Raw genomic sequence first — 20,903 nt, 5'->3', positions numbered from 1 at the left:
TTCTTTTTCAGAAAAAGAGAGTGAATCGCTTATCCCGAGCTCAGACTCGGGATCTTTTAAAACTAATTTGGTCAAATTGTGTTTTAAATAACTTTTAGTTACACTTTGTTTAGTTAACTACGCAACCATTTTTAAGTTTAGTCATCTAATAATAGAAACAAACTTCTTATTAGAATGGAAAAGTATTTGCTTTTAGTTTTAATAGTTATACTATCGAGTTGTACATCAAACGACAGCACACCAACTGATGAAACAGGTCTAATTGGAAAATGGAAACTTATTGAACAGCTTGCTGACCCTGGAGATGGCAGTGGCACGTTTCAGCCTATTTCAAGTAAACGCGTTATCGAATTTTTTAATGATGGTACAGTTTCAGTTAATGGCGATTTATGTTTTATGACATCTGAAGTTGGAAAAACTGTTACTGGAACTTATATGAAAACTAGCGACAATAATTCTGATACACAATATGACGGTGAAATAATTCCAAATTCATGTAGTTCGCGTTCTGCTAAAGTTTATTTTGATTTATCAACTAGTGGTGACCTCATACTTTGGTATCAATGCATAGAAGGTTGCGGGCAGAAGTTTATTAAATTTTTTTAGTACATAACAAAAATTAATTTTGAGAAATAAACTATTTGCAATTTCAGGATAACAAAGTATCTCACAGGTTTTCAAAACCTGCGGTCTAAGTAATGAAAAAGCCGTAATATACTATATATGTACGATTTATTATTCTATTCTAAATTTTTGTCATGTACTAAACTGAAATTTAGTTTAAGAAGTATTATAAAGTAAGCATCCAAGAGCTCTGAAGCTTTTTAAATTTTTTCAATTCACTTCTTAGAATTGGTAAAAAATCTTTTCCATTGCTATTTGAACGTTCTAACCTATAAGAGTTTTTGTAGAGCTTATTTGTTAGACGCTTAAGAGTGTCAAGATGTTTATGCTTTCTATCTGAGAAGCGCTCCAATTCAGCATTCATAATTTCAGGAACTAATGATACAGATTGCTGAATAATATCTCCAGAAAAATAAATATTGCTATCTTCAGAACCATCTGATTTTAGATTAGATAAGTCGTGAATTAAATATGTTGATATATTTTGAGATAAGGCAAAAATCTCTAATGCCTTTTGATAAACCGGTAAATCCGATAGATTTGGTGGGGTATTGTGTAACATAATCTAATTCTATAAGCAATTTCACCAAAATTACTCACAAGAAATGACATTCAACTTTAGCTTTTAAAGTAAAAACGTATATTTGCTTTAATATTTAATTATTTTTAGTTAATTTTCCTTTAAATGAGTTTAGATTCGATTAACAGTAAGATTTTAAGGTGTTTACAGCAAAATGCAAGACTATCTAATGCAGAAATTGGTAGGCAAGTTGGTATAAGTTCACCTGCAGTTTCAGAGCGTATTAAAAAGATGGAAGATCTGGGTATTATAGAAGGTTATAAAACTATTGTTTCACCTTTCGAAATTGGTTATCAACTAAAGGCTATAATAACTTTAAGAGCCTTTATGGGTAAACTTAAGCCTTTTTTAGAAAAGGTAAAAACTTATGATGAGGTTATTAATTGTTACCGAATTACAGGTGATGAAAACATTGTTATGGAAGTAGTTTTAAAAAATCAAAAACACCTTGAAGCTTTCATCGATCAATTAATTAGTTATGGGGAATCAAAAACACAAATTGTTTTATCTCGTGTTGTAAAACAGAAAGAGGTGATTCCAATAAAATAATTCAAAATTCTTCAAAATCATCAGGATTGAATGGGATATTATCGTCTGGATCAATGTCATCATAATTCACACCTGGCGGGTTAAAAAGACCCCAACGATCAATAATATAATTCCAACAATCAAAAGTTTTTACCCATTCAGCAAAAAGAATTCTAAATTCCTCTATTTCATTTCTAAGTAAGTCCAGGTATTCAACATCCTTAAAGCCATGCATCTGGATACCACGAGCATCAGTTATAAGTTCTCTGGCAGATTTTCTAATAATGGCAGCATTTTCCATTTTAATATCAAAAAGCATGTCTTCATCTGCAACACCGGCAATTTTTGCTGGAATAATTAATGAGTTTTCTCTCATGTAACTTATGTTGTTTTTAAGCATTTCTGCTTCAATATCGTGTTCAAAATCAATATCGGTTTTTTCAACACTTTCAACTATATGGTCTACTAGTTTTTGAATTTCCATTGCCTTTTTAAAAACTGGTAATTTTTCCCATTTTTTCATCATACAAATATTTGATTTAAATTCATAACCTAGAAATTTAATATTCTTTTTCTGTAATGAAAGGTATTTTAATTATTCTAATCTAATTGCTTTCTTAAACTTAAATGGTTTTTTAAAACAAGTAATAAAAGCACACAGAAACCACCTATAACTGTTATCATGTACCAAGTATTATCAAACCCCCAGTTATCAACCATTTGCATGCCAGCTTTGTGTCCAAATATGTGAGCCATAGAAAATGCAATGGAATACAATGCCATATATTCACCTTGATTTCCTTTTTTAGCACGTTCTAAAGCAAATGCATTTGAAAACGGAAAGGCTATCATTTCTCCAATAGTCATTAAAAACATACCAATAATTAATATTCCAGACCAAGTTGTAACATTTAAAATAATAAAACTTGATGCGGTTAATACAGCACCAATTAGCATGAGGTCTGTTTTTGAAAACCTACTATTTTCCAACCATTTAATTAGAGGCATTTCTAACAAGAAAATGAAAAATCCATTGGCACCTAATAATAATCCTATTTCTATTTCTGTTAAAATATGCACTTCTCTGTAATATATTGGCATTGTAGAAAAGTATTGTAAAAAGATAACACCAAATAAAAACATGGCTACCAAAAAGATGATAAAAGCTTTGTCTTTATAAGCCGAATCTGGATTAGCCAATATAATATCATCTAATACTATAGATTTTTTAGGGTTTAAAACCATAATTAAAACTATGGTAGCAAGTATACATGTAATACCATCTAACCAAAACAAACCACCATAACCCAAAGTTGTAATAATTATTCCGCCAATAGCTGGTCCTGCAGAAAACCCTAAATTTATAGCTAATCTAATAAGTGTTACGCTACGTGTTTTATTCTCTGGTTTGCTATATGCACTTAACGCTACAAACATCGCTGGACGAAACATATCGGCAACTAGCATCACCAAAAATATACCTAAACATAAAGCATAAAATGTATTTAAAAATTGTAGTCCTATAAATAGTATACCTGTACTTAAAAGACTCCTAACCATTACTTTGTAGTAACCTATGGTGTCTGTTAATTTTCCACCAAGCCACGAGCCAACTACAGATCCCAACCCGAAACACACCATTAACGTACCTACATTACTCAACGAAAACTCCAAGTCTTCGGTTAGATATAATGATAGGAAAGGAATAACCATGGTACCTGCTCTATTTATAAGTGTAATTAAAGCTAGCCACCAAACTTCTTTAGAAAGTCCTTTAAAAGTGTTTAAGTAATTGTTGAATAGTGTTTTCATTGGTTGAGTTTTTTTCATATCCGCAAAAGCGGAAATCTCATTTCATTTATCATAATTTTTAATTTTATTAGATTCTGATATGCATCAGAATTAGTTCAACTATATTAATTTAATGCGCAAACTTTAAAATTGATAGTTTCACTAAAAATAAAAAGTCCGACGGTGAAGTCGGACTTTTAATATTGTAATATTTTATATTAACATCACCACAATATATAACGAGCCCAACTTCTTGTTGTATAACAAGAGGTGAATTGCTTTCTATAAATAGTGACGCTATTACGCATTTTTATTTTTTTTGATGCACCAAAGCTAAATAAAATAATTCAAATACCAAATAAACTTCAAAATGATCGATTAAATTCGTTTCTATCTCCTTTATACTTTCTATAGAAAATAGAATCTTAACTAATACTTTGCTTATATTTTTATGTCATCTAAAGAAAATATAATTCAAATTTAATTTCAATCATTTTAAAAATTATTTAGTTTAAGTTGTATTTTTGAGATGAAATTTTTTTTAAAATGAAGAAAATAGTTTTAGTAATAAGTTTAGGTTTTTTGCTGGTTTCCTGCGGAAGTAGTTTTCAAGGTTTTTATGATAAACACAAAGTGGATATGGGTGCAACATCATTTCAAGTACCTAATTTTATGAAAGCGGTTTTAAGCAATATTTCGCCAGAAGTAAAACATGCTATTGGTAATATTTCAGATTTTAAATATATAAAGTTTGAAAAGGTAGATGCCTTAACGCGTCAAAATCTTATTGCTGAAATGAGTGCAGTAACTAATAGAGGTTTTACGGACGTATTTAGAAAAAATGAAGTGGACCATACACGAATTATATCAGTACGAGAATTTGGAGCAATAGTAACCGAAGCTATCATTTTTAATAGTACTAAAACTGAAACCACCGCCTATTATTTACAAGGTAATTTTGACCCCGATAAAATTAAATCGTTTGCAGATGAAGATACGTTTAATAGCTTTTCCAATGATTTAATGCAATCTTATCAAACGAATTTTAACCCTTCATTTAATCCAAAAAACTAATGAGAAATCCAGTTGTTTTATGTATTTTTTTAATAACACTATTAAGTTGTGTTCAAGAAAAACGTGCTTTAAAAGGCGACACCAAATTTCAAAGAGAATTAAATGCTGAATATAAAGATGCTTCCAGATCGCCTTTAAAAAATAAAGATAGAAAGGTGTTTGAGGGCTTGGATTTTTTCAAGTTTGATTCTATTTATGTTGTTAAAGCTGAATTAAAAAGAACACCAAACTCTAAATGGTTTAATATGAGAACAACAACAGATAGAATTTCTAAGGAGCGTGTTTTTGGGATTTTAACTTTTGAATTGAAAGGTGAAATTCATCAATTAAATGTTTATAAAAACGAGGAATTAATAGAAAAGGAAGGTTTTGAAAATTATTTATTCCTACCATTTTCAGATGAAACAAACGGACTAGAAAGTTATGGAGGCGGACGTTATATTGACGCTAGAATTCCTGAAGGCGATACTATGGTAATTGATTTCAATAAAGCTTATAACCCTTACTGCGCCTACGATGAAAAATATTCTTGTCCAATAGTACCTAGAGAAAATTATTTAAAAACTAGGGTAGAGGCTGGGGTGAAGGCTTTTGATAAGCATTAAATAAGGTTAAGGTGTTTTTTTGACTAGTTTGGTTAGCGGTTAGGATTCACAGGATTATTCCAGCGAAATCCAGTCGTTTGATAAATACTTTCACATTGGTTTGGCATAAAACCATAATAAATTATTTGGGTAATGTTGCCATTGTTAGACACCTCGTAATATTTAATTTTTCGTCCAATTGATGTTGTTTGGCTCAATAGACATGGCTTTGATTGTCGAAGGGAATTTAAAAATTTACTTCACCAAGTACAACCCAGCAAAAACAGCCAAAAACCCAATTACAAAACTTGCTATAGTATAAACCGCAAAACTTGTAAAATCGCCAGATTTTAAAAACACATAGTTTTCGTAAGCAAACGTAGAAAAGGTTGTAAAACCACCACAAAAACCAGTGGCTAAAAGCAAGGTTTGATTTTGAGAAATAGCATCATTTTTAGCTGCTAAACCTAATATAATACCAATAAGTAAACTTCCTAAAATATTGGCAGCAAATGTACCGTAAGGAATACCCGTTTCAGCACTGTTTAAATATTTTCCGATGGCATAGCGTAAAACACTACCAAAACCACCGCCAACAAAAACCAATAGAAGTTGCTTCATTATTTTATAGCAATGTATATTTCAGTAATCCAATTTGCAGGATTTGATGTACTCATAGGACCTGTTTGATAAACTTCAAGAGCTGATGAATTATGCAACTCCTCTAAATTATTATCTTTTATGTATTTTGATGCTGTTTCCCAAGCTTCTTTTAAATTGCTGTAATCACCTTTTAAAGTCGTTTTAACGGCCTTAAATGGTTTTAATTGCCCTGTTAAAATATCAGGTTCTGAAGAAATCACTTTTTCGGTGGTTGGCACAGAGGAAGAAAACATTACTGCGTTATTCTCTTGGTCCCATTTATGGTAACTTGTAAAAGGTGCACCAGCCATTTTTATATTATTGTTCATGGCATACTTACCAACTTTAGACATCATTTCTTGCATTTTATTTCCCAAATCAGATATTTCCCAAGACGTTGTATTATAAATATAATAGCCTCCACCGTGCTGTGTAATGCCATTTACGGTTACACTGTACTTTTTCATGCTAGCAACTACAATGCTATCTAATTTTTCTAAACTACGCTCATAATGAGGTGCGATTTGCTTTTCCATACCGCCCATTATAGTGGCAAAAGCTTTAAAGCCAAAAGGTAAATCTTTACCAGAAATAGTCCATGTGGCATCTGTTGAGCCATCTTCGTTTGGTTTAAAGTCCCAAGTTATATCTGATGGCGGAAAATCTGCAAATTGCATTTGTTGTAGTATAGATTTGTTCGGAACAGATTCAATAGTTTTCATCGTACCCATACCATCTTTATCTTCCCAAGAATAAGATCCATCAACGCCTTCAGTTTGTTCTGAAAGTATAATTTTCATATCTGGGTCTGCTTCTGCCCAAGACGACCACGCTTCCCAATTTTTTAGATCAATAACATTATCGTAAATCACTGCCGCAGGTGCTTTTATCGTTCTAGTTCTGCTAACTTCAAAACTATTAGGTTGTATAGCAATATAAATAGCTATTCCAATAATAGCGATGAGTAATAAGAATAAAATGTATTTGAGAGCTTTCATTTTTTTAATTTGAAATTTTACAAATCAAAGGTAATCATTTTTAATTTTCGATTAATAAATTATTACATTTGTTGTGTTCAAAATAAATTATCAATAGATAAAAGTTTGTTTTTTAATAAAATCAATAATTTAAAGGCTTTTTTTGTCGATTTTTTATTCAATAATTAAAATATAAATTATACAATGAAACTTACATCAATTTTAAATTTAGTGTTAATTACCACAATTCTAGTGTCATGTGGTAATGAGAAATCCGAAAAGAATAATGATGATATGGCATCAAAAGAAACCATTTCATTTAATCATAATTTAGAGCAATTTGCTGATATCAAAGTATTGAGATACCAAATACCTGGTTGGGAACAATTGACTTTAAAAGAACAAAAGTTGGTTTATTATCTTACTCAGGCTGGCTTGTCTGGAAGAGATATTATGTGGGATCAAAATTACAGGCACAATCTAAAAATTAGAAAAGCACTAGAAAATGTTTACACTAATTATGGAGGTGATAAATCTTCAGATAATTGGGGTGCCTTTGTAACGTATTTAAAACGTATTTGGTTTAGTAATGGAATTCATCATCATTATTCTAACGATAAAATAAAACCAGAGTTTTCTTCCGAATATTTAAAAGAATTATTAGCAGAAACAAATACCGTATTAGAAGGAGATGCGTTTAACGTTATTTTTAATGATGAAGATGCTAAGAAAGTAAATCAAGCCAAAGCTGTTGACAATGTAGCACTTTCTGCGGTGAACTTTTATGGACCAAATGTTACCAATGATGATGTTGAGCATTTTTATAAAGCAAAAATATCTCCTAACCCTAAAAGGCCTTTATCGTTTGGCTTAAACTCGCAATTGGTTAAAGAAAATGGTGTTTTAAAAGAACGTGTTTATAAATCTGGTGGATTATATGGTGAAGCTATTGATGAAATTATAAAATGGTTAGAATTAGCAAAAGGTGTTGCTGAAAACGACGCTCAGGGTAACGCACTTGGTTTGCTAATTGATTATTATAAAACAGGCGATTTACAAACTTGGGATGATTATAATGTAGCTTGGACCAAAGCAACTGAGGGGAATATTGATTATATAAATAGTTTTATTGAAGTTTATAACGATCCGTTAGGGTATCGCGGGTCTTACGAAACTATTGTGCAGATTAATGATTTTGATATGTCTCAAAAAATGAAAGTTGTATCGGATAACGCACAATGGTTTGAAGATAATTCACCTTTAATGGACGCCCATAAAAAGAAAAATGTTGTAGGCGTAACTTACAAAGTTGTAAATGTAGGAGGTGAAGCTGGAGATGCATCACCAAGTACGCCAATTGGTGTAAACTTACCAAATGCTAACTGGATACGTGCCGCTGTTGGAAGTAAGTCGGTTTCTCTTGGGAATATTACAAATGCTTATAATAATGCAGCTAGTTCTGGACGTTTAAAAGAATTTGTAAACGATGATGAAGAGTTTGAGTTAGAAGAAAAACATGGACAATTAGCAGACAAATTGCATACGGCATTACACGAAGTTATTGGACATGCATCAGGGCAATTAAATCCTGGAGTTGGAGAAACTAAAGAAACACTAAAAAACTATAAATCTACTTTAGAAGAAGGTCGTGCAGATTTAGTTGGACTTTATTATCTATACAACCCAAAATTACAAGAATTAGGATTAGTAAAAGATTGGAAATCAATTGGGATGGCCGCTTATGATGGATATATTAGAAATGGCTTAATGACGCAATTAATACGTTTAAATTTAGGCGATGATGTTGAAGAGGCACACATGAGAAACAGACAATGGGTTTCGGCTTGGGCGTTTGAAAAAGGAAAAGCAGATAACGTGATTGAAAAAGTAACTCGCAATGGTAAAACCTATTTTAACATAAATGATTATGAAAAGCTTCATGATTTATTTGGACAATTATTGCGTGAAACTCAACGTATAAAATCTGAAGGTGATTATGCTGCTGTTGAAGCTTTAGTTGAGGGTTATGGCGTAAAAGTAGATCAAGCAATTCATGCTGAGGTTTTAGATAGAAATAAGCAATTTAAATCTGCACCTTATAGTGGTTTTGTAAATCCTGTTTTAGTGGCAGAAAAAAATGAAGAAGGAGAAATTACCAGTGTAAAAGTAACACAGCCAGAAACATTTACTAGTCAGATGTTAGATTATAGCAAGCGTTATAGCTTCCTGCCAGAAGTAAATTAAAACTTAAAGAAAGAGATAAAAAAGCAGAATCTTATACCAATTTATAGTTGATTTGGTATTAAATCAAGGTTCTGTTTTTTTTGTTTACACTAAAAAATAAAAGGAGAATATTGAGAGCAATTAGAAAAGAAAGGATTAGAAATATTTCCATGATATTTAATATTCATAATATTTGTACTTATTAATACATCTAAAAAATATCAAAATGTCATCAAACTAATTATTCAAGGATCAGTTTTTTTGTTTACGCTAAAGACTAATAGTATTATATTAACAACAATGAGAGTACTTATAATTAATAAAATATTCATTTTCAGACGGATTAGTTATTTACAAGATGCAGCGTTTTAAAAAAGGTTGCGTCAATAAATGGTATTTATTTATATGAGACTAAAAAAATCGAAAGTAGGGTTTTACTTAAAGAAAAACTTAATAGCAGAAATAAATAAAATAAAAGCAATAAAGGCAATTAAAACCCAAACACTACCAGCGTAAAAACGTTTGTGAAGTTTGAAATCTTTCCGGTAGGTGTAAGCAATTATAATAGCAAAGACTATAAAGAATATAATTCCAAAAATGATTTGACCTTTACTAAACATATCGTTACTTTTATGCAAATTTAATGAAAACAAGATGAGATTTCCTCCTTCTAGGAAATGAAAAACGAAATTAACGATGAAAAATAAAATTGAGGCAGTAAAAGCTTTCCATACGGCATTTAAAATAGGACACAGAGAAGCTCCTAAAGCAGATTTAGGTTTAGCTAAAAATATATTGCGTTATAAATTAATGCGAGAAGAAAACGAAGAATACCTTGATGCTGCTAACAATAATGATTTGGTTGAAGTTGCCGATGCACTAGGCGACATGCTTTACATTTTATGCGGAACTATTATTGAGCATGGTATGCAGCACAAAATTGAAGACGTGTTTGAAGAAATACAGCGTAGTAATATGAGTAAACTTGGAGAAGACGGGCAGCCTATTTATCGTGAAGATGGTAAGGTGCTAAAAGGACCAAATTATTTCAAACCTGATATTCAATTTATTTTAGATAAATAAAATTAAGATACCATTCTAAACTTGTTTCAGAATCTAACATAAAACAAAATGAGAGGTAAATTACCTCTCATTTTTTATTCATTTGAGTATCACCTTCCCTTTGGGAAGGGATAGGGAAGGGCTTTACTTAACCGCATAACGCCAACCAAATGGGTCTTCAGCTTTATTAGTTTGTATATCCGTAATGCGCTTTTTTAAGTAGCTAGCGTATGTATCATCAAATTTAGGTAACTCGTAATCAGCATCTTTATATCCAAATCCAGCAATAGGAGATATTACGGCTGCTGTTCCAGCACCAAACATTTCTTTTAATGATCCATTTTTAGCCGCTTCAACAACCTCGCTTACCGTTATTTTTCTAACTTCAACAGGGATATTTTCTGATTTAGCTAATTCAATAATACTTTTACGGGTAATTCCATCAAGAATTCTATCGCTTGTTGGCCCTGTAATCAACGTATCATTTATACGAATAAAAATATTCATAGCACCAGCTTCCTCAATATATTCATGCGTATTATCGTCTGTCCAAATCACTTGTTGATAGCCTTTTTCAATAGCTAATTGCGTTGGGTAAAACTGTCCAGCATAATTTCCACCAGCTTTTGCAAAACCTACGCCACCATTTGCCGAACGAGAATATTTTTCTTCTATTAAAACCCTTACTTCACCAGCAAAATAAGCTCCAGAAGGGGCTGTACAAATAATGAATTTATATGCATCAGCAGGAGAAGCATGAAACCCATTTCCAGACGCAAATATAAACGGTCTGATGTATAAGGTGCTTCCGTCTTTTTTAGGAATCCAATCTTTGTCAATTTCTAACAACGCTTTCAAACCTTCCATAAAATAATGCTCAGGAAGTTCAGGAATAGCCAATCGTTTAGCTGAAATATTCAAACGCTTAAAGTTGTCTAACGGACGAAATAACCAGACTTTCTCATCAACATCTTTATAGGCCTTCATACCTTCAAAAATAGATTGCCCATAATGAAAAATTTTAGCAGACGGATCTAACACAATCGGTTGGTAAGGCATCACTTTTGGAGCTTGCCATTTACCATCTTTATAATTGCATTCTAACATGTGATCAGAAAAAACATGTCCGAATTTTAAATTGTCAAAATCTACGTCGTTGATTTTTGAGCTTTTAGCCTTTATAATCTCTATATCATTGATTATAGTATTCATAAGTCTAGTTGTTTAATGAGACAAATTTAAAGAAAAACGTTTTTAAAAAGCGGTATATTTACATAAATCGTTTAAAATTGAAATATTTGTAGCATGAAGTCAATTACCTTACTAATTATCTGTGTTTTAATGTTAAATTCTTGCAAAAATAAAAGGCAAGAAGAAGTTAAAAATTCAGTAAAAATTGAAAAAATAGAATATGCCTCATTTGGCACAGAAATTATTGCTGATGATGCTATTGATGCAAGTTCAATGGCAGCACATTTTAAAACTATGAACGTTGGAGACAGTATAAACTCAAAAATAATAGCAGAGGTGAATGAAGTTTGTCAAACCAAAGGCTGTTGGATGCGATTAAATTTAGATGATGAAAATGAAGTTATGGTAAAATTTAAAGATTATGGTTTTTTTGTCCCCAAAGATATTACAGGAAAAAAGGTGATTATAAATGGAATGGCTTTTGTAAAAGAACTATCAGTTGACGAGCAACGTCATTATGCTGAGGATGCGGGAAAATCTACTGAAGAAATTGCTAAAATTACTGAGCCAAAAAAAACTTTTTCATTTGAAGCCGATGGCGTTTTAGTAGCACAATAAAATAAGCGTATTCGTTTTTTAAAAGTTTTGGGCGTTACCACAAGGGTCGGGCTATCCGTTACAAGTCCTCGCACCTCCTACGTCGGGCTGTGGGCTTTCCACTACTATCCCTAACGCGGGTCAGCCATCAGTTGTCAGTAATTCAGTCTGCAAACAATAAGCGTATTTAAAAAGTATTAAACAAAATCAAAAACGTTTCAACTCTAATTTAGTAAAGCAACATTTTAATATTATTTTTGTCCAAATTAAAATGAGTTACAAACAAGTCTTTATTCTAAAAGCGAAGCGGTCTATGCTCTTTTGTCTAAATTAACATTTTAATATGTCTAATTACCTTACCATCCAAAATAAAAAATAAAAGACATGAAACGTGAAATCATCATTACTGCCGATGGTTCTTCAACCATACATATACCAGAATGGGATGAACAGTACCATTCCAAACATGGCGCCATACAAGAAGCCTATCATGTATTTATAAAACATGGCTTGCATCATTTCTGTCATTCAGAACGAAGTGAAGAATCTCATCAAAATATTTCTATCTTAGAAATAGGTTTCGGCACGGGTTTAAACGCGTTTATTACGCTTTTAGAAGCCGAAAAATTAAAATTAAATATTGATTATAATGGTGTTGAAGCCTATCCTGTTTCAGAAGATGAAATTAAAGCGTTGAATTATACTAAAACGCTAAATGCTGAAAATAGAGCGGTGCATTTTAAAACCCTTCATAATGTATCTTGGGAAGAGAAACATCAAATAAGTGAAGGTTTCACTTTAATGAAAAGAAAGCAGCTTTTTTCTGAAATCAAAGACACAGAAACATATAATATCATTTATTTTGATGCTTTTGGAGCCAGAGTACAACCCGAATTATGGACAGAAAGTATATTTAAAATTATGTATAAAGCTTTAAAGTCTAACGGGGTATTAGTTACTTATTCAGCAAAAGGCAGTGCGCGTAGAGCTATGCAAGCCGTTGGTTTTACTGTTGAAAGACTTCCTGGGCCACCAGGTAAACGAGAAATGCTACGAGCCATTAAATAAATTTGCAGTATACAGTCTCGGTCGCAGTATTCTGTTTTAGGGGACTAATTTATAGGTTCAAATATTTTTTCGCTTTGCGTCTTAGCGCCTTTGCGCGATTTGATTTTTTTTATATCCTTGCTCAAAACTTCCAACTTTTCCTCATTCTGTTAAACCTAATACAAAATCCTAGTAAACACCTTAACCATTTTGTAACTTTATAAAAAAAGAAAATGCGAGTTTTAATAACTGGTGCAACTGGATTGATTGGTCAGGAAATTGTGAAGCTTTGTCATGAAAAAGACATAAAAATAAACTACTTAACTACAAGTAAATCCAAGATTGTTCAAGAAGAAATTTATAAAGGTTTTTATTGGAATCCGAAAGCAAAGGAAATCGATTCGGATTGCTTTAAAGGTGTTGATGCAATTATTCATTTAGCAGGAGCCACAGTTTCAAAACGTTGGACGCCTAGCTACAAAAACGAAATTTTGGCGAGTCGAACAGAAACTACAGCCTTATTAGTAAATACTTTAAAGGCGTTAACTCACACAGTAAAACAAGTTGTTTCAGCAAGTGCTATTGGCATTTATCCAGATTCATTAACCAATTATTACGACCAAACTCATAACAAAACAAGTTCCTCTTTTTTAGGGCAAGTGGTTTCCGTTTGGGAAGAAGCTATTGATGAATTTTCAAAATTAAATATTACCGTTTCAAAAATTAGAATTGGTTTAGTCCTTTCAAATAAAGGTGGTGCTCTAACAGAACTAGTAAAACCTATAAAATTTGGTTTAGGAGCTGCTTTTGGTAATGGAAAACAGTGGCAATCATGGATTCATATTCACGATTTAGCAAATCTATTTTTGTATGTGTTACAAAATAATTTAAGTGGCATTTATAACGGTGTAGCTCCAAATCCTGTTTCTAATAATGAGTTAACAAAAACCGCTGCTAGTGCTTTGCAGAAGCCTTTATTTATGCCAAATATCCCTAAGTTTTTTATGAAACTTGTTTTGGGAGACATGCATATTTTATTATTCGAAAGCCAGCGTGTGAGTTCTAAAAATGTAGAGGATATGGGGTTTTATTTTAAATATAATTATTTAGAGCCAGCTTTGAAGGATTTATTGGAGTGATTTCAGGAAGTTCGTTTAATACAAAGATAAAGTTCCGTTACAATAAACTTTATCGATTGTTAAACGACTTATTTAACTTATTTTTCTGATAAGTCTAGTTTCAATTCAGCCAAAAAAACCAACCTGTTTCTACAAAGTAGCTTTAAAAAAATTAAATTTTTATAGATTAAGACTTAGCAGCCGTAACCATAATTTTTAATTCAATATCATCATTAATAAATTTATCGCCTAAATTATCAAAGAAAGATTTAGAACCATACTGTACATTCCATTTACTTCTATCAATAGTAAATGTTTCACTAGAAAGTGTAATAGCTCCATTTTCATTAGTAACAGTCACAGGAAACGTAACATTATTCTTAGCTTCTTTAAGTGATAAATTACCTGAAAGCATCATTTTTCCATCAACTTCTTCTAAACCAGTAACAGTAAAACCAGCACTTGGGTGTTTTTCAACATCAAAAAAGTCAGCACTTTTTAAGTGTCCAGTAAGTTTAGCGTTTCCTTTATTATCTGCTGGAGGATCTGTAACCGTAATAGAATTCATATCAATTATAAAAGAGCCACCAACAACCTTTCCATCAGCAACATCTAATACACCACGCTCAATAGCAATAGTGCCGTTATGCGATCCTGTAGGTTTAAAACCTTTCCATTCAATAGTTGAAACGTCGTTGTTTACAGCGTAAACTTCAGAATTTACTGTTTCTTCAACAGCTTCAGCAACCGTAGTTACAGCTTCTTTTGCTTTGTCTTTACATGACATAATAGAAATAATTAAAGCGGTAATAAATAAAATTGTTGCAAAATTCTTTTTCATTTTAAAATATTTTAGTGTTTATGTTGCAAAATTAGGCATTCACCATCAAAAAAAAAATTAAAATTATTTTAATGACATTATGACAATTTTATAATATTGGCAGTACTTTTGCCAACTAAATTTAAGATTGAAAAAATTGAATTTACCATGAGTAAAAAAGATATAGAAAACGACCAAGTGGAATCGACTCAAGCAGAAACTATTGAAGGGGAAGAGCAAGTTGTTGAAGAAGAAACGAAGGAGGAAAAATTGGAGGCTAAATTAAAGCAAGAAAACGACAAGTTTTTACGATTGTTTGCTGAGTTTGAAAATTATAAAAGGCGCACAGCTAAAGAGCGTATAGAATTGTTTTCAACGGCTAGTGAAGATGTAATGAAAAATTTGTTACCAGTTCTTGATGATTTTGAGCGTGCATTAACCCACATTGATGAAGATAAAGAAGCTGAAGAGTTACGTAAAGGGGTGTTATTGATTTATCAGAAATTAATAAAAACATTGGAACAAAAAGGGTTGAAACTTATGGAGGTTAAAAAAGGTGATACTTTTAATGCAGACATCCATGAGGCTATTACTCAAATACCAGCACCTAGTGATGATTTAAAAGGGAAAATTATCGACATTGTTGAAAAAGGATACCTTTTAGGAGAAAAAGTGATTCGTTTTCCAAAAGTAGTTATAGGACAATAGAAAAATTAAATAACAATAAATATTAATTAAAAAAGTCCTTCCCGAGCCTGTGCTGAGCGCAGTCGAAGTAGGAAGGGTTGGGATGGGAATGGCTAAAAGAGATTATTACGAAACATTAGGCGTTAATAAAGGGGCAAGTGCTGCTGAAATTAAAAAGGCTTACAGAAAGAAAGCTATAGAATTTCATCCTGATAAAAACCCTGATGATAAAGGCGCAGAGTCTAAATTTAAAGAAGCAGCTGAAGCTTACGAAGTATTAAGCGACGATAATAAAAAAGCGCGTTACGATCAATATGGTCATCAAGCATTTGAGAATGGCGGAGGCGGAGGCTTTGGCGGTGGTGGTATGAATATGGATGATATATTCAGTCAGTTTGGTGATATCTTTGGTGGCGGAGGCGGAGGCTTCAGTGGTGGTTTTTCTGGTTTTGGCGGTGGCGGTGGCCAACGTCGTGTAAAAGGAAGTAATCTACGTATTCGTGTTAAACTTACTTTAGAAGAAATTGCTCAGGGCGTTGAGAAAAAAGTAAAAGTAAAACGTAAAGTTCAAGCACCTGGAACTACTTATAAAACCTGTTCTACTTGTAACGGTAGTGGGCAAGTAACGCGTATTGCAAATACTATTTTGGGTAGAATGCAAACATCTGCACCGTGTAATGTATGTGGTGGTGCAGGACAAACTATTGATAAAAAACCAAGTGATGCAGATGCACAAGGCTTAAAAGTTGCCGAAGAAACGGTATCTATAAAAATACCAGCAGGCGTAGTTGATGGCATGCAACTTAAGGTGTCTGGGAAAGGTAACGAAGCTCCTGGAAATGGAATTTCTGGAGATTTAATTGTTGTTATTGAAGAAGAAACACACGATAAATTACAGCGTGAAGGCGATAATTTACATTACGATTTATATGTAAGTTACCCTGATGCTGTATTAGGAACTTCAAAAGAAATTGATACGGTTACAGGTAAAGTACGTATAAAGGTTGAAGCAGGTGTACAGTCTGGTAAAATTTTGCGCTTACGCGGAAAAGGGATCCCGAGTATAAATGGTTATGGTAAGGGAGATTTGTTAGTACATGTTAATGTATGGACTCCAAAAACACTAAATAAACAACAACGAGAATTTTTTGAATCTATGCAAGATGATGAGCATTTTGCACCTAAACCTGAAAGTTCAGATAAATCATTTTTTGAGAAGGTAAAAGATATGTTCTCCTAGTCAGAATATATTCTACAAGCTTTTAATTTTATATTTTAAGCACTATATAAAATTATAAAATCCGCTTTTTTGAGCGGATTTTTTTCACCAAAAAAGAGAAGATATTTAATAGTTTTGCTATTAGTATTGAAAAAAAAACTATATTTGAATATCACTAATTTATTTTAGTGGTAATTTTTCTTTTTCATAGCAATTTTTTTCCCATCCTTAATTTTATTGAGGGTGGGTTTTGTTTTTTTAATGAAACTCAATTTTTAGAAGCCTAAAAGGCGTACTAAAAATTGTAAGTTGAACTAATCCCGAATTTATTTCGGGATCACTTTTTTATTTACTAAATATCTTCTGAGTACATGACAAAAATTGATAATATATCGGATGTCAATCTGAGCGCAGTCGAAGACATTGGAAATATCGTATTCAAAAGCATTTCGACTGCGCTCAATGTGACACTTTTATATTTTTGTCATGTACTAAAAAATATCTTATTATTTGAATCATAAATTAATTCTAAAGAGGTAAGCTTCTCACACAACATTTAATATATTTACCATTTCCAAATGAGTTTCAAAATCATTGATAATAAATTTGAATTATATTTTCATTAGATAAAATAGAAAATATGAGCATAGCCTTATCCCGATAGCTATCGGGAACGGTTCTATTTTATATTGAAATATAAAGGAAATAGAAACAAATTTAATCGGTTATTTTGAAGTTTATTTGGAAATTACCAGTTAATTAAAAATTTAGCATGAATAACTTACTTGAAGTCAATAATGTTTCCAAATACTTTGGAGATTTTAAAGCTTTAAATGATGTATCAATTACAATACCTAGAGGTAGCATATTTGGTTTGTTAGGGCCTAACGGTGCAGGAAAAACAACACTTATACGGGTTGTTAATCAAATAACGATGCCAGATTCGGGTACTGTAATTTTAGACGGAGAACCACTTAGCCAAAAACATGTTAAGGATATTGGGTACTTGCCAGAAGAACGTGGTTTATATAAGTCTATGAAAGTGGGCGAACAAGCCATATACCTAGCACAATTAAAAGGCTTAAGTAAAGCAGAAGCTAAAACGCGATTAAAATACTGGTTTGAGCGTTTAGAGATTGGAGATTGGTGGAATAAAAAAATCCAAGAGCTTTCAAAAGGGATGGCACAAAAAATACAATTTGTAGTTACGGTGCTTCATGAACCTAAATTATTAATTTTTGACGAACCCTTTTCGGGCTTCGACCCTATAAATGCAAATTTAATTAAAGACGAAATTTTGCGATTACGTGAAAACGGAGCAACAGTTATCTTTTCTACTCACAGAATGGAATCGGTTGAAGAATTATGCGATGATATTGCTTTGATACACGAATCAAATAAAATATTAGATGGGAAATTGGTAGATATAAAACGCCAATATAAAATCAATACTTTTGAAGTAGGTATTAGAGCCCATAATCATTTCTTATTAGAAAAGGCGTTGTCGGAAAAATTTAATGTATCTAAAGCTAATTTTAAAACTTTAGAAGATGAGTTAAAGCTCAATATTAAACTTCAGCAAGGTGAAAAACCAAATGATTTATTGAGTTACCTAGCTAATAAAGGAGACGTATCACATTTTGTTGAACTGATTCCTAGTGTGAACGATATTTTTATTCAAGCCGTAAAGAGTAACTAACTTATGAACCATTTACCACTTATTATAAAACGAGAATATTTAACTAAGGTTAAAAACAAATCGTTTATTATTATGACGTTTTTGAGTCCTCTAATATTCATAGCCCTTATTGCAGTTGTTGCCTATTTATCACAATTAAATAATGACAAAATAAGAGTGGTATCTATTTTAGATGAATCTGGACTAGTAAAAGATGTTTTTAAAAATTCAGGAAACACGTCTTATAATGTTCTTGAAGGGATGTCGGTTGAGGATGCAAAAACAATAGTTCTAGAAACAAAAGGATATGGATTATTGCATATTGGTGATATTTCAGAAGGAAAACTAACATCAAAAGATCTGACTTTCTATTCAGAAGAGTCACCATCACTAACTTTAATTTCAAATTTAGAAAGTGAAATTCAGTCAGAACTAACGCTTCAGAATAGAATTAGAGAAGGTATTGATGTTGAAAAGTTAAAAGCTTCTATAGTTAATATTGAAATTAATCAAGAAAGTTTTGAAGGTAAAAAAACATCAAAAGTTGATAGTATTGTTAAACTTATTTTTGGAGGCGCAGCAGGGTATTTGTTATTTATGTTTATAATTATTTATGGAAATATGATTATGCGAAGTGTTATTGAAGAAAAAACAAGTAGAATTATAGAGGTTATTATTTCTTCAGTAAAACCAGTACAATTAATGCTTGGTAAAATTATTGGAACCTCGTTAGCTGGTATTACACAATTTGTAATTTGGATTATTTTAGGCGGTGTTTTAATGACAGTAACTTCGTTAATTCTAGGCATAGACATGGCGCAAATGCAAACACCACAACAACAGGTATTGGAACAAGCTATGGAGAATCCGGAGGTAAATCTTCAACTTCAAAACATAGTTTCAGCATTTTATAATTTACCATTAGCCAATTTAATTATTGCATTTATTATGTTCTTTATTGGTGGTTATTTAATGTATAGCTCCTTATATGCAGCCATTGGTGCCGCAGTTGATAATGAAACCGATACCCAACAGTTTATGTTGCCTATAATTATGCCACTTATTTTAGCCGTTTATATTGGTATATTTACAGTTATTGAAGACCCACACGGCACTGTTTCAATAGTATTTTCGTTTATACCATTAACATCACCAGTTGTTATGCTTATGCGAATTCCTTTTGGTGTTCCGATTTGGCAACAAGTGTTATCTTTACTAATACTGGTTGGGTCATTTATGTTTACGGTTTGGTTTGCTGCAAAAATTTATCGTGTTGGAATTTTAATGTATGGGAAGAAACCTAGTTATAAAGAGTTGATTAAATGGATAAAGTATTAATATGCAAGATCAAGTAAAAAAAAATATTGAAAATAAAGTAGAGCATGTTGGAGATGTAATTACCGATAGCTCTCTATGGGAAAAGATTGTCGATTTTCTTAATTATAATATCTATACATTCACAGAAGTTGTTGGTGGTGAGGAGAAAATTACCAGTGTTATAAAAGTGAAATATGTATTGCTTATTTTAGTAATACTTATTTTTACAACCTACATTCTACGTTGGATAAAAAAACTAGTAACACGCAAAATGCCTGAGGGTGATAAGGTGAAATTTAATACGGTTTTTTCATTTGCTAGATGGTTTATTTACATTATTGTTTTTTTAATTGCCATAGATTCTGTAGGTATTAATGTGACAGCAATTTTTGCGGCATCTGCAGCTTTATTAATTGGTGTTGGTTTAGCGTTACAAACCTTGTTTCAAGATATTATTTCTGGAATTTTTATTCTTGTAGACCAAACGGTTCACGTTGGTGATATTGTTGAAATAGAAGGTAAAGTTGGGAGAGTAGAAGAAATTAAACTTAGAACAACAAGAGCAACCACGGCTGATAATAAGGTTTTAGTTATTCCAAACCATTTATATCTTACTAATAGTCTTTATAACTGGACTCAAAATGGGACAACAACCAGAGAAAGTGTTGATGTAGGTGTGGCTTATGGTAGCGATGTACAACTGGTTAAAAAACTATTACTTGAGTCAGCAACGGATCATAAGGACACATTGGATTATCCTGCACCAACCGTTTTGTTTATAGATTTTGGAGAGAGCTCTCTGGATTTTAAACTTGTTTTCACAATCAACGATAGTTTTAATGCACGTTTTCCTAAAAGTGAAATTCGTTTTGAAATTGATAGATTATTCAGAGAAAATAACATCAGCATTCCGTTTCCACAACGCGATATTCATATTATTCAAAAACCAGATCAAAACATTCAATTTAAAGTCAATAATTCTGGAGAAAATAAGAAGTAAAAATATACTAGACAGAAATAAATATGGGTGAGTGTAAATGTAAATGGATTTTAACAATATGTTTAATTTGTACTTTATGTTCTGTAAATGCGCAACTCACAGATATAGCAAGATTAGAGTATTCGTTTATACCTCAGAGTAATT

The 20,903-nt window shown here is 31.8% G+C and carries 22 protein-coding genes; 14 read left to right on the top strand and 8 right to left on the bottom strand.

What is annotated here, in order from left to right; all coding sequences use genetic code 11:
• The first annotated feature begins 174 nt into the window (after nt 1–174).
• Nucleotides 175–606: a hypothetical protein gene (locus AAC024_RS13085; protein ID WP_339895932.1), complete on the top strand. Its 432-nt coding sequence runs from the start codon at nt 175–177 to the stop codon at nt 604–606.
• A gap of 184 nt (nt 607–790) precedes the next feature.
• On the opposite strand, the gene AAC024_RS13080 is transcribed toward AAC024_RS13085, so the two are convergent.
• Nucleotides 791–1,186, bottom strand: a complete 396-nt coding sequence (locus tag AAC024_RS13080; RefSeq protein WP_339895931.1) for a hypothetical protein — start codon at nt 1,184–1,186, stop codon at nt 791–793.
• A 123-nt stretch (nt 1,187–1,309) separates the two neighbouring features.
• Here AAC024_RS13080 and AAC024_RS13075 point away from each other — a divergent pair, with 123 nt between their 5' ends.
• On the top strand, nt 1,310–1,753 hold the full coding sequence (locus AAC024_RS13075; protein ID WP_339895930.1) for an Lrp/AsnC family transcriptional regulator: 444 nt from the start codon (nt 1,310–1,312) through the stop codon (nt 1,751–1,753).
• Nucleotide 1,754: 1 nt separating this feature from the next.
• Here the strand turns inward: AAC024_RS13075 and AAC024_RS13070 are convergent, their stop codons facing one another.
• Nucleotides 1,755–2,258: a hypothetical protein gene (locus AAC024_RS13070; RefSeq protein WP_339895929.1), complete on the bottom strand. Its 504-nt coding sequence runs from the start codon at nt 2,256–2,258 to the stop codon at nt 1,755–1,757.
• 74 nt (nt 2,259–2,332) lie between these two features.
• Nucleotides 2,333–3,544 carry an MFS transporter gene (locus AAC024_RS13065; RefSeq protein ID WP_339895928.1) on the bottom strand — a complete coding sequence of 404 codons (1,212 nt, stop codon included), beginning with the start codon at nt 3,542–3,544 and terminating at the stop codon, nt 2,333–2,335.
• A 525-nt stretch (nt 3,545–4,069) separates the two neighbouring features.
• Here AAC024_RS13065 and AAC024_RS13060 point away from each other — a divergent pair.
• Nucleotides 4,070–4,597 carry a DUF4252 domain-containing protein gene (locus AAC024_RS13060; protein WP_339895927.1) on the top strand — a complete coding sequence of 176 codons (528 nt, stop codon included), beginning with the start codon at nt 4,070–4,072 and terminating at the stop codon, nt 4,595–4,597.
• Nucleotides 4,597–5,202: a DUF1684 domain-containing protein gene (locus AAC024_RS13055; protein WP_339895926.1), complete on the top strand. Its 606-nt coding sequence runs from the start codon at nt 4,597–4,599 to the stop codon at nt 5,200–5,202. The genes AAC024_RS13060 and AAC024_RS13055 overlap by 1 nt, the downstream gene beginning before the upstream one ends.
• 234 nt (nt 5,203–5,436) lie before the next feature.
• Here AAC024_RS13055 and crcB read toward each other — a convergent pair whose 3' ends face one another.
• Both crcB and AAC024_RS13045 read right to left on the bottom strand, forming a co-directional pair.
• Nucleotides 5,437–5,802, bottom strand: coding sequence for a fluoride efflux transporter CrcB (gene crcB, locus AAC024_RS13050; protein ID WP_339895925.1), 366 nt, complete (start codon nt 5,800–5,802; stop codon nt 5,437–5,439).
• Nucleotides 5,802–6,821 carry an SRPBCC family protein gene (locus AAC024_RS13045; RefSeq protein WP_339895924.1) on the bottom strand — a complete coding sequence of 340 codons (1,020 nt, stop codon included), beginning with the start codon at nt 6,819–6,821 and terminating at the stop codon, nt 5,802–5,804. The genes crcB and AAC024_RS13045 overlap by 1 nt, the downstream gene beginning before the upstream one ends.
• Before the next feature lie 183 nt (nt 6,822–7,004).
• Here AAC024_RS13045 and AAC024_RS13040 point away from each other — a divergent pair, with 183 nt between their 5' ends.
• Complete coding sequence (locus AAC024_RS13040; protein WP_339895923.1) at nt 7,005–9,044, top strand: dihydrofolate reductase; 2,040 nt, start codon at nt 7,005–7,007, stop codon at nt 9,042–9,044.
• Nucleotides 9,045–9,457: 413 nt separating this feature from the next.
• Here AAC024_RS13040 and AAC024_RS13035 read toward each other — a convergent pair whose 3' ends face one another.
• Complete coding sequence (locus AAC024_RS13035) at nt 9,458–9,643, bottom strand: hypothetical protein (protein ID WP_339895922.1); 186 nt, start codon at nt 9,641–9,643, stop codon at nt 9,458–9,460.
• A 76-nt stretch (nt 9,644–9,719) separates the two neighbouring features.
• On the opposite strand from AAC024_RS13035, the gene AAC024_RS13030 reads away from it, so the two are divergent.
• Nucleotides 9,720–10,106 (top strand): nucleoside triphosphate pyrophosphohydrolase family protein, encoded by a 387-nt coding sequence (locus AAC024_RS13030; protein WP_339895921.1) that lies wholly within the window; start codon nt 9,720–9,722, stop codon nt 10,104–10,106.
• 123 nt (nt 10,107–10,229) lie between these two features.
• On the opposite strand, the gene AAC024_RS13025 is transcribed toward AAC024_RS13030, so the two are convergent.
• Nucleotides 10,230–11,297: a branched-chain amino acid aminotransferase gene (locus AAC024_RS13025; RefSeq protein WP_339895920.1), complete on the bottom strand. Its 1,068-nt coding sequence runs from the start codon at nt 11,295–11,297 to the stop codon at nt 10,230–10,232.
• Between the two features lie 93 nt (nt 11,298–11,390).
• Here AAC024_RS13025 and AAC024_RS13020 point away from each other — a divergent pair, with 93 nt between their 5' ends.
• The 3 genes from AAC024_RS13020 (at nt 11,391) to AAC024_RS13010 (ending at nt 14,059) form a co-directional block, all read left to right on the top strand.
• Nucleotides 11,391–11,894 (top strand): DUF4920 domain-containing protein, encoded by a 504-nt coding sequence (locus AAC024_RS13020; protein ID WP_339895919.1) that lies wholly within the window; start codon nt 11,391–11,393, stop codon nt 11,892–11,894.
• 363 nt (nt 11,895–12,257) lie between these two features.
• Nucleotides 12,258–12,941 carry a tRNA (5-methylaminomethyl-2-thiouridine)(34)-methyltransferase MnmD gene (gene mnmD, locus AAC024_RS13015; RefSeq protein ID WP_339895918.1) on the top strand — a complete coding sequence of 228 codons (684 nt, stop codon included), beginning with the start codon at nt 12,258–12,260 and terminating at the stop codon, nt 12,939–12,941.
• 212 nt (nt 12,942–13,153) lie between these two features.
• Entirely contained in the window at nt 13,154–14,059 is a 906-nt protein-coding gene (locus AAC024_RS13010; protein WP_339895917.1) for a TIGR01777 family oxidoreductase, read from the top strand.
• A 166-nt stretch (nt 14,060–14,225) separates the two neighbouring features.
• On the opposite strand, the gene AAC024_RS13005 is transcribed toward AAC024_RS13010, so the two are convergent.
• The gene (locus AAC024_RS13005; protein WP_339895916.1) at nt 14,226–14,879 is read right to left on the bottom strand and encodes a YceI family protein; all 654 of its coding nucleotides are present in this window, start codon (nt 14,877–14,879) and stop codon (nt 14,226–14,228) included.
• Between the two features lie 147 nt (nt 14,880–15,026).
• On the opposite strand from AAC024_RS13005, the gene AAC024_RS13000 reads away from it, so the two are divergent.
• The 5 genes from AAC024_RS13000 to AAC024_RS12980 all read left to right on the top strand — a co-directional run bounded on the left by AAC024_RS13000 (nt 15,027) and on the right by AAC024_RS12980 (nt 20,759).
• Nucleotides 15,027–15,566, top strand: a complete 540-nt coding sequence (locus AAC024_RS13000; RefSeq protein ID WP_339895915.1) for a nucleotide exchange factor GrpE — start codon at nt 15,027–15,029, stop codon at nt 15,564–15,566.
• An 88-nt stretch (nt 15,567–15,654) separates the two neighbouring features.
• The gene (dnaJ, locus tag AAC024_RS12995; protein WP_339895914.1) at nt 15,655–16,785 is read left to right on the top strand and encodes a molecular chaperone DnaJ; all 1,131 of its coding nucleotides are present in this window, start codon (nt 15,655–15,657) and stop codon (nt 16,783–16,785) included.
• A 751-nt stretch (nt 16,786–17,536) separates the two neighbouring features.
• Complete coding sequence (locus AAC024_RS12990; RefSeq protein ID WP_339895913.1) at nt 17,537–18,463, top strand: ABC transporter ATP-binding protein; 927 nt, start codon at nt 17,537–17,539, stop codon at nt 18,461–18,463.
• 3 nt (nt 18,464–18,466) lie between these two features.
• Nucleotides 18,467–19,780: an ABC transporter permease gene (locus tag AAC024_RS12985; protein ID WP_339895912.1), complete on the top strand. Its 1,314-nt coding sequence runs from the start codon at nt 18,467–18,469 to the stop codon at nt 19,778–19,780.
• A 1-nt stretch (nt 19,781) separates the two neighbouring features.
• Nucleotides 19,782–20,759 (top strand): mechanosensitive ion channel domain-containing protein, encoded by a 978-nt coding sequence (locus AAC024_RS12980; RefSeq protein WP_339895911.1) that lies wholly within the window; start codon nt 19,782–19,784, stop codon nt 20,757–20,759.
• Nucleotides 20,760–20,903 lie beyond the last annotated feature (144 nt).

The organism is uncultured Algibacter sp., from assembly GCF_963976535.1.
Taxonomy (GTDB): Bacteria; Bacteroidota; Bacteroidia; order Flavobacteriales; family Flavobacteriaceae; genus Algibacter_B.
This window is presented reverse-complemented; position numbering and strand designations above follow the sequence as displayed.